Source organism: Oceanisphaera sp. (assembly GCF_048268965.1).
GTDB lineage: Bacteria > Pseudomonadota > Gammaproteobacteria > Enterobacterales > Aeromonadaceae > Oceanimonas.
In genome coordinates this window covers 16612-30255 of the sequence record NZ_JBLWUK010000015.1, presented here as the reverse complement: position 1 = coordinate 30255, position 13644 = coordinate 16612, and the positions used below count along the sequence as shown (strand labels likewise).

At 56.3% G+C, this 13644-nt stretch carries 9 protein-coding genes; 7 read left to right on the top strand and 2 right to left on the bottom strand.

What is annotated here, in order from left to right; translation table 11 throughout:
• Positions 1–10 precede the first annotated feature (10 nt).
• The gene (locus ACN0VL_RS08645) at positions 11–637 is read left to right on the top strand and encodes a hypothetical protein (RefSeq protein WP_417616449.1); all 627 of its coding nucleotides are present in this window, start codon (positions 11–13) and stop codon (positions 635–637) included.
• Positions 634–963, top strand: coding sequence for a hypothetical protein (locus tag ACN0VL_RS08640; protein WP_417616448.1), 330 nt, complete (start codon positions 634–636; stop codon positions 961–963). The genes ACN0VL_RS08645 and ACN0VL_RS08640 overlap by 4 nt, the downstream gene beginning before the upstream one ends.
• Positions 964–1051: 88 nt before the next feature.
• On the opposite strand, the gene ACN0VL_RS08635 is transcribed toward ACN0VL_RS08640, so the two are convergent.
• Entirely contained in the window at positions 1052–2566 is a 1515-nt protein-coding gene (locus ACN0VL_RS08635; protein ID WP_417616446.1) for a CYTH domain-containing protein, read from the bottom strand.
• Positions 2567–2733: 167 nt separating this feature from the next.
• Between ACN0VL_RS08635 and ACN0VL_RS08630 the strand changes: the two genes are divergently transcribed.
• The 3 genes from ACN0VL_RS08630 to ACN0VL_RS08620 all read left to right on the top strand — a co-directional run bounded on the left by ACN0VL_RS08630 (position 2734) and on the right by ACN0VL_RS08620 (position 5415).
• Entirely contained in the window at positions 2734–3414 is a 681-nt protein-coding gene (locus ACN0VL_RS08630; protein ID WP_417616444.1) for a TIGR00153 family protein, read from the top strand.
• Positions 3415–3435: 21 nt separating this feature from the next.
• Entirely contained in the window at positions 3436–4701 is a 1266-nt protein-coding gene (locus tag ACN0VL_RS08625) for an inorganic phosphate transporter (protein WP_417616442.1), read from the top strand.
• A gap of 96 nt (positions 4702–4797) precedes the next feature.
• A complete protein-coding gene (locus tag ACN0VL_RS08620) occupies positions 4798–5415 on the top strand; it encodes a TIGR04211 family SH3 domain-containing protein (RefSeq protein ID WP_417616440.1) in 618 nt (205 codons plus the stop codon).
• A 363-nt stretch (positions 5416–5778) separates the two neighbouring features.
• Here ACN0VL_RS08620 and ACN0VL_RS08615 read toward each other — a convergent pair whose 3' ends face one another.
• Entirely contained in the window at positions 5779–6753 is a 975-nt protein-coding gene (locus ACN0VL_RS08615) for a hypothetical protein (RefSeq protein ID WP_417616438.1), read from the bottom strand.
• A 450-nt stretch (positions 6754–7203) separates the two neighbouring features.
• Here ACN0VL_RS08615 and putA point away from each other — a divergent pair, with 450 nt between their 5' ends.
• Together putA and fdnG are read left to right on the top strand one after the other, a co-directional pair.
• Positions 7204–10371, top strand: coding sequence for a bifunctional proline dehydrogenase/L-glutamate gamma-semialdehyde dehydrogenase PutA (gene putA / locus ACN0VL_RS08610; protein ID WP_417616436.1), 3168 nt, complete (start codon positions 7204–7206; stop codon positions 10369–10371).
• A 205-nt stretch (positions 10372–10576) separates the two neighbouring features.
• Positions 10577–13639, top strand: a complete 3063-nt coding sequence (gene fdnG / locus ACN0VL_RS08605) for a formate dehydrogenase-N subunit alpha (RefSeq protein ID WP_417616434.1) — start codon at positions 10577–10579, stop codon at positions 13637–13639.
• The last annotated feature ends 5 nt before the right edge of the window (positions 13640–13644 follow it).

Here is a 13644-nt window from a genome sequence, read left to right as displayed (position 1 = left end):
GGGCCGGCTGATGAGTGTATTAGGTCAGGTACTGCGCAGCCTGCATGGCGATGAGCATCAGGATGCGAATGATGTTCGGGTGCAGCTAGAGCGCGATTGCCGTCATGCCAGGCTGCATATGCAGGGGCTGGAGCGACAACATCAACAATTGAGTCTCGAGATAGCCCAACTGCGCCGGCACCAGGCATCACTGCAGCAGCAACAAATCAGTCAAGAGCAAGCCACCTTGCAGGCGTTGGCCGATGGCCAGCCACAGCAGGCACATCTGCTGGCCACGGCGCTCGCCGAGGTCGAAAATCAGCTGGAGATGGCCCAACAGACCCTGGCTCGCCGACTCAAGCAACAAGCCTATTACCAACAGCGCAGCTCGGGGGCCGAACGTCATTATCATGACCTGTGCCGACAGCTGACCATGGCCAACAATACCGCATGTGTGCGCAAAACCCTGACCACCATCCGCCAGCATCACTCGGAATTAACGCCGGTCAATGCCAAACAGGCGCTGACCGATATTCGGGCGCGAGAGCGGCAACAGGCGGCAGATGCCGAGCCCGATGTCCTGCCGTCCACCGCCGAGAGATCGAGTACCGAGCAGGTCCTGGCCCGGCTGAAACAACGGCTGGAGGCGCGTTCATGAGTTCGCGCAAGCTGCCGCAAAAATGGCAGAGCTCGGCACGCGCCGCCAAGGCGGTACAGGTGGCCTTCGACATGGAAGAAACGCTGCAATATCAAATTCGACGTCAGGCGCTGGATAACGGCCTGAGCCCCTCGGATCAAATTCGCCATATTCTCACCCTGCCCGTTGCCAGCAAACCCAAGCGGCCTCGGCTGACGGTGTCGCTGAGCCCAGAGGATTATGCTTTTCTGGCCGAACGTTATGGGCTGCAGCCCAGCCAGCAGCTGGAAATAAAACACAAGGTGATGGACGAATTGCTCAGCTACAGTCAGTCGCTGGATAAGTGAAGGTGAAGGGTGAAGGGTGAAGGGTGAAGGGTGAAGGGTGAATACTGAACTCTTCCCCCTTACTCTTCACCTCTTTTTACGTCAATGATTACCAGTATGGCTTCATCTGCAAGGCCTGGGCACGGGATTGCTCCAGCGCCTCCAGCAGAAACTGTTGCTTGCGAGCCAGCCACTGCTCCAGCTCGTCTTTCTCGGTGGCATCCAGTTGTTCACTGACATCCTGTAACGGCGACAGCATATCCAAATCTTCTATGCCGCGCAGAATATCAAGCCAGGGCATACGAAACCCGATACGATCCGCTTCAGGATACAGAGAGCTAAAACACAGCCCTATCATCAGGTTGCGCCTGAGTTTGCCCTTCTGCTGAATATAACGTTCCCCGTCGAGGCTGGGCTCGCCCAGGGCACTGTGGCGCAATATATGCCAGCTGTCTTCCAGTCGCTGCCGAGCCAGTTCACCCACGGGGGCCGCCAGTTGCGCCGTTTGTGTAGCGGCCAACCCGGCTCGCCAGTCTTGTCGGTACAACCAATGCGTCAGCCCCAGCATCAGGCGCCCATAGCGGGCACTGTAAAACAGCGCTTCCAGCCGGGCTTCGTCAGGTAGCCTTTGTTGCTGCTCCTGCAAGTGAGTAAGCACCGACTTCTGGCAATCCAGGCGGCGCAGGTAGTGCCCCTTGTCTGCGGTCAGGTACGCCAGCATTTGCGCCCGATCCAGCCAGGAAAGCTGTTGCTGTAGCCACAATAAATCGTCTACCCAACCACTGTTAACATGGCGCGATACCTGGTCGCCAAACAGCAGCAGGGTTTGATGCACCAGAGACACGCCTTCGCGCAACTGCATCAACCAGTCGAGCCGGTCGCCCGGCTCGGCCAGCCAGCCTTCTTCATGGTATTGCCAGTGATACAGGCCCTTGTGCAGCAGGGCTATCATGGTTTGTTCGCAGTTGTCGGCGGCCGTTAATGGCAAGGGCTCCAGCATCTGCAGCCGGGAAGGCGTACTAAAACCGGCCAGGCGATAGCCCCGCTGCGCCTTGGAAACCGTGCCCAAACGGAGGCCGCCCGCCTTGACCAGCTCATCGGCCAGCTCAAACAGCTGTGACACATCGCCCTTTACCAGCTCCAGCTCCAGTTCATGAATGGTTTCACGCTGCTCTCCGGACTGTACCTCTCCTTCATCCAGCGCCAGCTCGATGTCGGTGTCTTCGATGGTCAACAGCCAGCGCCGACGCAAAAAATCGGTGCTGAACAGCGGCTGTAAGGACTGCTGTACCCGATTAACATTCAATGCTTCGGGCCAGATGTGGGCCGGAAACAGTGACAAGTCCGGACTATGAACGGTCAGCGGCACATTGTATTCAGGACGCTGATGCAAACCCCCCACCTGGCTGCCGGCCAGCTTGACGGTTTGCTCCATTTTGCCGTTTTGGCTGCGGATCCGCAGCCCGGCTTTTATCTTGCCTAATGCCAGGTCGGCGGTGTCGAAGTAAGTATTGGCCAGGTGTTGCTGGTCGTGCTGACTAATCTTGTAAGATTGCAACAGAGTGGGCAATCGGCTACCCATGTCGGATGAGACAAGAAACTTAAGCTCAATTTCAGTATCCATAGGGTGCCTTAAATCTCCAACCTTTTGATTTTTATAGTTAAATACTTAAAAAGTAGCAGCAAATACAAGTGTACTCATAAAAATGCTGTTTTCTTGCTATTGTAGTTAAGTTACCATTCGCGCCACATTTATGTATCGAGTGTTTTTTCACCGACACAGGGTTAGCCATGTCAGTAAATACTATTTTGGGGCTCTTTGCCAAGTCCCCTATCAAACCGCTGCAAAAACATGTCGTAAAAGTGCACGAAGCTGCGCAGCAATTGGTTCCATTCTTCGACGCCATGTGGGAAAAGGACTGGGAACAAGCCGCACTGATTCAGCGACGTATATCCCAACTCGAACGAGAAGCCGATACCCTGAAGCGGGAAATCCGCCTCAAACTTCCTCGTGGCCTGTTCATGCCGGTGGAACGCACCGACATGCTGGAGTTGCTCACGCAGCAAGACAAGATCGCCAACAAGGCAAAAGATATTTCGGGACGCATAGTCGGTCGTCAGATGCTGATACCGCTCGAACTCAAACCTGACTTTATGGTTTATCTCAACCGGTGCATCGACGCCACCGCCCAGGCAGCCAAGGCCATTGACGAGCTCGACGAGCTGCTGGAAATCGGCTTTAAAGGGCGGGAAATGGATTTGGTTTCCGAAATGATCCATCAACTCGACCTCATAGAAGATGACACCGATGTCATGCAGGCTAAACTGCGTAGGCAGCTGCAGGACATTGAAGAGGGTTATAACCCTATCGACATCATGTTCTTGTACAAGATCCTTGAGTGGGTCGGTGATCTGGCAGATCAGGCCGAACGGGTCGGTTCCCGTTTAGAGCTGATGCTTTCCCGCTCCTGAGCGAAATAACAAGGTATACAAATGGATATCATCGCTAACTACGGCACCATGCTTATTCTGGTGGCGGCGCTCTTCGGCTTTTTCATGGCCTGGGGCATAGGTGCAAACGATGTGGCGAATGCCATGGGCACCTCGGTGGGAACGCGTTCGCTGACCATCAAACAGGCGATCATCATCGCCATGATCTTCGAATTTGCCGGCGCTTATCTGGCCGGGGGGGAAGTTACCTCTACCATCAAGAATGGCATCATAGATTCCGCCGCCTTTTCCGATACGCCCGACCTATTGGTCTTTGGCATGATTGCCTCTCTGCTGGCTGCAGGTACCTGGCTGTTACTGGCCTCTTACTACGGTTGGCCGGTTTCTACTACCCACTCCATCATAGGTGCCATTATTGGCTTTGCCCTGGTTTCTCTGGGCTCGGATGCCGTGCATTGGAACAAGGTGGCCGGTGTGGTCGGCTCCTGGATTATCACCCCGGCGCTCTCCGGCGTGTTGGCCTACTTTACCTTTATCAGTGTGCAACGACTGATTTTCAACGCCGACAACCCGTTAGCTGCCGCCAAGAAATACGTTCCTGCCTACATTTTCTTTACCGTGATGGTGCTGTGCCTGGTCACCCTGAAGAAGGGTCTCAAGCACGTGGGTCTGGAAATGAGCGAGGTGCAAGGCTGGATACTCTCGATCAGCGTCTCCTTGCTGGCCGCCGTACTGAGTAGCATCTACATCAAGCGCAAGCAATACGATCCCCAGGATGACAAGGACATGCACTACTCTAACGTAGAGAAAGTGTTCGGCATTCTGATGGTGGTCACCGCCTGTGCCATGGCCTTTGCTCACGGCTCCAACGACGTGGCCAACGCCATTGGCCCGCTGTCTGCCGTGGTGAGCATAGTACAAAGCTCGGGTGAAATTGCCGCTAAATCCAGCATTGCCTGGTGGATACTGCCTCTGGGCGGCATTGGTATTGTGATTGGCCTGGCCTCCTTGGGCCACAAGGTAATGGCCACGGTAGGCACGGGTATTACCCATCTCACGCCCAGCCGCGGCTTTGCCGCTCAGCTTGCTACTGCTGCGACAGTGGTGATCGCATCCGGCACCGGACTGCCCATCTCCACCACCCAGACCCTGGTGGGTGCCGTCATGGGGGTCGGCCTGGCGCGCGGTATTGCGGCACTCAACCTTAACGTACTGCGTAATATAGTGGTTTCCTGGATAGTCACGCTGCCCGCCGGCGCTATTCTGTCCATTATCTTTTACTACATTATCAAGTGGCTCTTTAGCTAAACAGCACTTCAAGGGGGCAATCTTGCCCCCTTCTTCTTGTCCTCTTTCCCTGCACCCTTTACCATGACTTCATCGTTGAGATTGAAGGAACCCTAGGTGAAAGCGAAACTTCTTGTAGCACTGTTATGCTACCTGCCCTGGCTTGGCATGGCAGAAGCGGCCAACCGTTATATTTCTGATGATGTGTACGCCTATCTGCACGCTGGCTCCAGCAACAAATTTCGTATTATTGGCACCGTTAAAGCGGGCGAGCCCGTGGTGGAGCTGAGCCGTGATGCGCAGACCAAATATGTGCAGATTCGGGATGCCAAGGGACGCACCGGCTGGGTAGACGGTCAGTTTGTACAAGGCAACGAGAGCTTTCGTTCCAGACTGCCTCTGCTGGAAGCCGAGCTGGAGCACACCAAACAGCTGCTGGGATCGGCGGATGAGCGTCATCAACAGGATATACGGGATAAAAGTACGCGCCTGGAGCAACAAGAGCAGGAGCTGACCCAGGTGAACGAGCAATTGCATGCGCTGCGCCAGCAGCATGCCCTGCTTGAAAGTGAAAACCAGCGCCTCACCAGCCTGATGGACGACAGGGAGCACCAGATGCGACTGGACTGGCTGGTAAACGGGGGCGTCGTGGCCGGTGCCGGCCTCCTGTTTGGCATACTGCTGCCCATGGTGCCACTACGCCGCAAGCGCAATAACGGCCGCTGGATGAACTAAGCCACGGAAGAAGAGTGAGGAGTAAGTCGTTAGGAGTGAGGAGTTAGGAGTCAGGTGTCAAACTCCGAACCTGCTGACAAGGAAGTTATCGCTTCCCCCTCATTCCTCACATTCCCATCAACACTCAGGCTTATAGCTTATGGCCTGTCTCTTAGCCACAAGTTTGTCAGTACGTAAATAGTGCACAGAGACAGTAGGGTTGCCTCCGCCAACGCGCTAAGCCGCATCCCTGCGACGCTCGGCAAATGCCGTCCCTGCTGAGCCTACAGGGACCGTCTTTACGGCGAGTCGGGGGAGTAGTGACCTCTGCCTGACAAGCCACACTAATATAGTTGTGACTAAGAGGCAGGCTTATAGCTGCCTTTAAGACTGGTCGGTTTTCTGGCTCAGGGCAAAGTGCCGGTTGGGTTTGCGATACACGACACCGTCTTGCAGCAGCCAGTGAAAAATATCTTCCACTTCTTCCAGCGGCTTTTCCAGCATGCGCGATACCGCGCCCTTGGCACAACGCAGCTCGCCTGTCCGTAGCTTGTTCACCACCTCATGATAGTAATCGGGACGAACCGGTAGCAAAGGCTCGGCTGTTTCTTGTTCGCTGTCAGCCTCGGCCGTAGCGGGCAGCGCTTGCTTCTTCTGGCTGCGTCGAAAACGAATTTCGTCACCCAGCAAGGCAATAAAGAAGGCCGCAAAGAAATCCAGCAAGATAGACAAGGCCGCCACTATTCCAAACTGCACCCGCGATAGCGGCCAGCCCAGGCCATCGGCCAGGCTGGTCATCAGCCCCATCAGCGAACTTTGGCTGGTGATGGCCACCTGATCCCGTTCACGGCGCAACTCATCCTGGCGCGCGCGCAACTCGGCATTGCGCGCCAGCATTGCCGTCATGCCGTTGGCGATGCGCTTCATATCGATGTAAGCCTGTGCCGCCTGTTCGTTGATTTCTATTTCTCTTTCCAGGCCAACAATCTTGTCGGTATAGCTTTGCACCTCGGCCGCCTTGGCGGCGTCGCTTTCCATCAGGGTATTGGTCGCAGCATTAATACCGCCCACACTGCCGGCGATGGATAACCCGGCCAGCACGGCGTAAAAACACAATGCCTTGGCCGCCCCGATAGAGTCGCGTCGACTGACGCGTTCGCCCATTTCGTACCAGATATAAAACTTGCCCACCTCAAACACCAGGGCCAGGCCGCCAAACATCAGCTTCATCAGCAGGCCTTGCTCCAGAGAAAGAAACAGCAGCAAAGAAAAGACCATAGAGGCGGCAATGGAGGCGCCGGTGATCAGATAAACCACAGATAAGGCAAAATGCCCTTTAGGAAGACGTTGATAGTGCACAGAGCTTGCTTACCACAGATAAAATGAGCGCGCATTATAGGCGGTACGCGCCACGCAAACAATGCGCCCACCATTTGCCCTTGCCGGTTGTCGGGGACAGAGCCGCTCTACGACACCCAGCGGCACTCCGCTCGCCCCCCCAAAAAAGCTGTCGCCTCCTCTCCCACTCAGAGACAGCCTCACCACACGCTCGGCGCCGAGGCCACGCCCGGCCAGGGTGAGCCAGTCAGCCGCCCCAGCAGAACTCTACTATATTAACAACAGCTCGCCGCACCCATATCGTATACGAAAGGTGGCATCCAAAGCCGTAATGCTGCATATATGTGCTATTAAGATCGCATTTTTTGGTTACCAGCCAATGAAAAGCTATTAACCGCCTTAAAATCGTATACATTATCAAGCGTTGATTTTGTTTAGCTCGCTCGCCACCGCCATGTTAGGAGTGCCATTATGTTTACCGTTGCCGATGCTTTTGCCCCCCGTTACGCCCCCAGCGATTTACCGGCCCTGCGTCAAGCCATCACCCGGAACTATATCGTTGACGAGAATACCTATCTGGCCGCCTTGCTCGAGCAGGTGCCTGCCAGCCGCCAGGCTCTGGCGCAGGTTCAGGAACAGGCTCACAATCTGGTGACCCGGGTGCGTAAAGAAAGCGATGGCGGTGATAGCATCGATGCCTTCTTGCAGCAATACAGCCTGGACACCCAGGAAGGCATCATTTTAATGTGTCTGGCCGAGGCCCTGCTGCGCATTCCCGACAGCCACACCGCCGATGAGCTGATTAAAGACCGGTTATCCGGTGCCGACTGGGCCAAATATTTCCGCCAAAGTGACTCGACGCTGGTCAACGCCTCCACCTGGGGCCTGATGCTCACCGGCAAGGTGATTCGCATGGACAAGAAGCTGGATGGCAACCCCGCCAATGTGCTCAACCGGATGATCAACCGCATGGGCGAGCCCATGGTGCGCTCGGGCATGTATGCCGCCATGAAGATCATGGGCAAACAGTTTGTGCTGGGTCGCGACATCAAGGAAGCACTCAAAGCCAGCCGCAAGGCACGCCAGCAAGGTTATACCCACTCTTACGACATGCTGGGCGAAGCGGCCATGACCGCCACCGATGCCGACAAATATTATCAGGACTACGCCAACGCCATTGCCGCCGTGGGGGGCGAATCACTGGAGAACAGCTCGGTTCCTCGCCCTTCCATTTCGATCAAGCTGTCGGCACTCCACCCCAGATACGAAGAAGCCAACCGCGAGCGCGTACTCACCGAACTGAAGGCCACCGTGCTCAAACTGCTTGAGCTGGCACGCAAGTTAAACGTGTTTGTCACCATAGACGCCGAAGAGATGGACCGTCTCGAGCTCTCGCTCGACTTGTTCGAATCCCTGTATCGGGATCCGGTGAATCAGGGGTGGGGAGGACTGGGCATAGTGATCCAGGCCTACTCCAAACGGGCTCTGCCGGTACTGTGCTGGCTGACGGCCCTCGCCCGAGAGCAAGGCGATGAAATTCCGTTGCGACTGGTGAAAGGCGCGTATTGGGACAGCGAGATCAAGCTCTGCCAGCAAGGCGGCATCGACGGTTATCCGGTGTTTACCCGCAAAGCCGGCACCGATATCTCTTATCTGGCCTGTGCCCGCTACCTGCTGAGTGACGCCACCGATGGCGCCATTTATCCGCAGTTTGCCACCCACAACGCTCATACCGTGGTATCCGTGATGGCCATGGCCAACAATCGGGATTACGAATTTCAACGTCTGCATGGCATGGGCGAAGAGCTGTATAACGCGGTTCTGGCCGAACACCCGGGACTAACGTGCCGTATTTATGCCCCGGTCGGTGCCCATAAAGACCTCTTGCCCTATCTGGTGCGTCGCCTGCTGGAAAACGGCGCCAACACCTCGTTTGTGCATAAGCTGGTGGACCCGAAAACCCCCATCGATAGCCTGGTGACTCACCCCAGAGAGACCCTGGCCGAATATGACAGCCTGGCGAATGACAGGATCCCCTTGCCGCTGGCCATCTTTGCCGATCGCCTGAACTCTCGTGGCCTGAACATCAACATAGAAGGCATTCGCACCCCCTTTTTTAGTGCGCTGCATAAACTGAACGACAAGCACTGGCAGGCCAGTGCACTGGTAGGGGGCAAAGCCAGAACCAGCGGCACCCCCACCACGGTATTCAGCCCGCAGGATCATGAGCAAACCGTTGGTAAGGTCTACTTCGCCGACCAGGCCACCGTTGAGCAGGCTGTGGGCATCGCCCAGAACGCCTTTGTCGCCTGGCGCAATACGCCGGTAGAGGCACGGGCACAGGCAGTGGAAAAACTGGCCGACTTGCTGGAGGCCCATCAAGCCGAGTTTATCTCTTTGTGTACCCGCGAAGCCGGCAAGTTACTGCAAGATGGCATAGACGAGGTGCGGGAAGCCGTTGATTTTTGCCGTTATTATGCCAACGAGGCCCGCAGCCTGATGACGCCCCGTACCCTGCCCGGCTACACCGGAGAGCATAACCAGCTGCTGGCGCAAGGCCGGGGGCCCTTCGTCTGTATCAGCCCCTGGAACTTCCCGCTGGCCATCTTTCTGGGGCAAGTGAGCGCGGCCCTGGTTACCGGTAATACGGTGCTGGCCAAACCGGCCGAACAGACCAGCCTGATCGCGCAACTTGCCACTTCGCTGGCGCATCAGGCCGGTATTCCGCCCGAAGTATTGCAACTCTTGCCGGGGGATGGCGCCACGGTTGGCGCGGCACTGACCGCCGATCCGCGCATTGCCGGCGTCTGCTTTACCGGCTCAACCGACACCGCCATGCGCATCAACCAAACCCTTGCCCAACGCCAGGGCGCCATTATTCCGCTGATTGCCGAAACCGGTGGTCAAAATGCCATGATAGTTGACTCAACCGCCCTGCCCGAGCAGGTGGTGCGGGACGTGGTGCGCGCTGCCTTTCAAAGTGCAGGCCAGCGTTGCTCGGCGCTACGGGTTTTGTATTTGCAGGAAGACATCGCCGAGCGGGTGCTGGAGATACTCAAGGGCGCCATGAATGAACTTAGTGTGGCCGATCCCGCCTTGTGGTCTACCGACGTGGGCCCGGTTATCGATAAGGATGCTCAGGCCGGACTCATGGCCCACCTGGCTGCCATGCAAGCCGCCGGCAACACCGTTATTGCTCAAACATCATTAAGCAACGGCTGTGACAAGGGCTTCTATATACCCCCCACGGCGCTGGAGATAAGCGCCATCGGCGAGCTGAAAAAAGAGCAGTTTGGTCCCATCTTGCATGTGGTGCGCTTCAAGGCGAAAGATATCGGCAAGGTGATAGACGATATCAACAACACCGGCTACGGCCTGACGCTGGGTATTCACAGCCGTAATGCCTCGTTTGCCGATGAGATAGCGCAACGCGTCAATGCGGGTAACATCTACATCAACCGTGACCAGATTGGTGCCATGGTGGGGGTACAGCCTTTTGGCGGACAAGGCTTGTCTGGCACCGGCCCCAAAGCAGGTGGGCCGCACTACCTCACCCGCTTTATTACCGAAAAAACCATCAGTAACAACACCACCGCCATTGGCGGCAACGCCACCCTGTTGTCGTTGGGTGAAGGCTAAGTAGGCAGAGCCTCTTGAAACCCTTTTACGCCCTGCTATGGTGGACCCATGGCGGAGCCTAATGAACTGGTCTAGGCTGACTGGGTAGCTCGATGGGATTCATCTTGCCCATCCATGTTACCCATATAATGCTAATGACGTGCGATAGTCGTCAGCTATCGCACCATAACGACCACTGGAACTTTGTGTTACAAGGAGAGTGTCCATGAGTAACCTGAGTCGGCGCGATTTTTTCAAGATAACGGGGGCAACGCTAGCCAGTTCGAGCATGGCGATGCTGGGTATGACACCCACCCCGGCCGTGGCAGCCGCCCGGCAATACAAGCTGTCGCGCGCGAAAGAAACCCGCAGTACCTGCCCTTACTGCTCTGTTGCCTGCGGCATTCTGGTCTACAGCATGGGGGACGGCGCAAAAAATGCCAGACCCAGCGTCATGCACATTGAAGGGGACCATGATCACCCGGTCAACCGCGGTACCCTGTGCCCGAAAGGGGCCGGATTGGTGGACTTCATTCACAGCCCCAACCGCCTGACCTATCCTGAATATCGTGCTCCGGGTTCGGATACCTGGCAACGCATCTCCTGGGAGCAGGCCTACAGCCGCATCGCCAAATTGATGAAGGATGATCGCGACGCGAACTTCATTCAGCAGACAGACGATGGCAAAACCGTTAACCGCTGGCTGACTACCGGCATGCTGGCAGCATCGGCCAGCAGTAACGAAGTGGGCTATATCACCCACAAGGTAATACGCCCCCTGGGCATATTGGCATTCGATAACCAAGCACGCGTTTGACACGGTCCTACGGTGGCAGGTCTTGCCCCAACTTTTGGCCGTGGCGCTATGACGAATCATTGGGTCGACATTAAAAATGCCGACGTCGTGCTGATCATGGGAGGGAACGCTGCCGAAGCGCATCCTTGTGGTTTTAAATGGGTAACGGAAGCCAAGGCACATAACAACGCCAAGTTGATCGTGGTGGATCCGCGCTTTAACCGCTCCGCTTCGGTCGCCGATCTGTATGCGCCCATTCGTACCGGTACCGATATCGTCTTCCTGGGCGGGGTTATCAAGTACCTGATTGATAACAACAAGGTCCAGCATGAGTACGTAAAAAACTACACCGATCTGTCATTCATCGTCCATGAAGACTACGCCTTCGACGATGGTATTTTCTCCGGTTATGACGAAGAAAGTCGCAGCTATGATAAATCCTCCTGGGATTACCAGCTGGATGCCCAGGGCAAGGTCGCGTCCGATCCCAGCCTGCAGCACCCCCGCTGTGTTTATCAGCTGTTGAAGAAACATTACGACCGTTATACCCCCGAGATGGTGGCGCGGGTTTGTGGCACCCCCATTCCTAAATTCCTGCAGGTGTGTGAACTGCTGGCCTCCACTCATACGCCCGACAGGGCCGGGACCATACTCTATGCTCTGGGTTGGACTCAGCACTCCATTGGCTCGCAAATCATTCGTACCGGCGCCATGGTGCAGCTGCTGCTGGGGAATATCGGGATTGCCGGTGGTGGCATGAACGCGCTACGCGGCCACTCCAATATCCAGGGGTTGACGGATCTGGGCCTGATGAGCAACCTGCTGCCGGGCTACCTCACCCTGCCCAATGAGTCGGAGCAGGACTTCGATCAGTACATTGCCAAACGTTCACCCAAACCGCTGCGAGACAACCAGCTGAGCTACTGGCAGAACTACAAAAAGTTCTACGCCAGCCTGGGCAAGGCCTGGTGGGGCGAGCACGCCAGTCAGGAAAACAACTTCGGGTACAACTTCCTGCCCAAGCTGGATAAACCCTACGACATGCTCCAGGTTTACGAGCTGATGAACCAGGGCAAGATGAATGGCTATATCTGTCAGGGCTTTAACCCCTTGGCGGCGGCGCCCAACAAGGCCAAGATGATCAAGTCCCTGTCCCAGCTTAAGTTCATGGTGATCATGGACCCTCTGGTGACCGAAACCTCCGAGTTTTGGCGCAACGCGGGCGAGTCCAATGACGTCAACTCAGCCGACATTCAAACCGAGGTATTCCGCTTACCGACTTCCTGCTTTGCCGAAGAGGACGGCACCCTGGTCAACTCCGGACGCTGGTTGCAATGGCACTGGAAAGCCGCCGAGCCACCGGGAGAAGCCAAGACCGATATCGAGATCATGGCCACCCTGTATCAGCATATTCGCCAACTGTACGAGCAGGAAGGCGGCACCTTTGCCGAGCCCATCACTCAGCTGTCCTGGCCTTACGCCAACCCTTACGCCCCCACGGCCGAGGAATTGGCCAAAGAACTGAATGGCCGGGCCCTGAGGGATTTGACCGATAACAGGGGTAACGTCATTCGCAAGGCCGGCGAGCAGTTGGCCGGCTTTGGCGAAATGCGGGACGACGGCTCGACCCTGGGGGGTTGCTGGATTTATTCCGGCTCCTGGACCCAGGAAGGCAACATGATGGCGCGTCGGGACAGCAGTGACCCCACCGGCATAGGTCAGACGCTGAACTGGGCATGGGCATGGCCGGCCAACCGCCGCGTCATGTATAACCGCGCCTCATGTGATAGTCAGGGGAATCCGTTCGACCCCAGCCGCTCGCTCATTCACTGGAATGGCAGCAAGTGGACCGGAGCCGATGTGCCCGACTATAAGGCAGACGAGGCACCGGGTGAGGGTATGGGTCCCTTTATCATGAACCCCGAGGGCGTGGCGCGCTTTTTTGCCCGCGGTGGCATGGCCGAAGGCCCCTTCCCCACTCACTACGAGCCTTTCGAAACGCCACTGGGTTATAACCCCTTGTTTAAAGACAATGACAAGGCGACCAGCAACCCGGCGGCCCGTCTGTTTGATGATGACAAGGCCGAGTTTGGCAAGGCGGACCAGTTCCCCTATGTGGGCACCACCTATCGCCTGACCGAGCACTTCCACTACTGGAGCAAACATGTGCTGCTCAACAGCATCATTCAGCCGGAACAGTTCGTTGAAATTGGGGCCGAGCTGGCGAAAGAGCTGCGCATTGACCAGGGAGACATGGTCAAGGTGTCTTCCAACCGTGGTTACATCAAAGCCAAGGCGGTGGTTACCAAGCGGATCCGTGGTCTGGATATCGACGGCAAGCGGGTGCACCACATCGGTATTCCCATTCACTGGGGCTTTGTGGGTGTAACCCAACCCGGCTTTTTGGCCAATACGCTCACCCCTTCGGTGGGGGATGGCAACTCGCAAACACCCGAGTTCAAGTCCTTTTTAGTCAACGTCGAAAAGGTGTAAGGAGA

What these genes read in the sequence shown, in the direction of transcription:
- putA (WP_417616436.1), top strand. Translation starts at nt 7,204, where the DNA reads ATGTTTACCGTTGCCGATGCTTTTGCCCCCCGTTACGCCCCCAGCGAT.
- ACN0VL_RS08640 (WP_417616448.1), top strand. Translation starts at nt 634, where the DNA reads ATGAGTTCGCGCAAGCTGCCGCAAAAATGGCAGAGCTCGGCACGCGCC.
- ACN0VL_RS08630 (WP_417616444.1), top strand. Translation starts at nt 2,734, where the DNA reads ATGTCAGTAAATACTATTTTGGGGCTCTTTGCCAAGTCCCCTATCAAA.
- ACN0VL_RS08625 (WP_417616442.1), top strand. Translation starts at nt 3,436, where the DNA reads ATGGATATCATCGCTAACTACGGCACCATGCTTATTCTGGTGGCGGCG.
- ACN0VL_RS08645 (WP_417616449.1), top strand. Translation starts at nt 11, where the DNA reads ATGAGTGTATTAGGTCAGGTACTGCGCAGCCTGCATGGCGATGAGCAT.
- ACN0VL_RS08635 (WP_417616446.1), bottom strand. Translation starts at nt 2,566, where the DNA reads ATGGATACTGAAATTGAGCTTAAGTTTCTTGTCTCATCCGACATGGGT.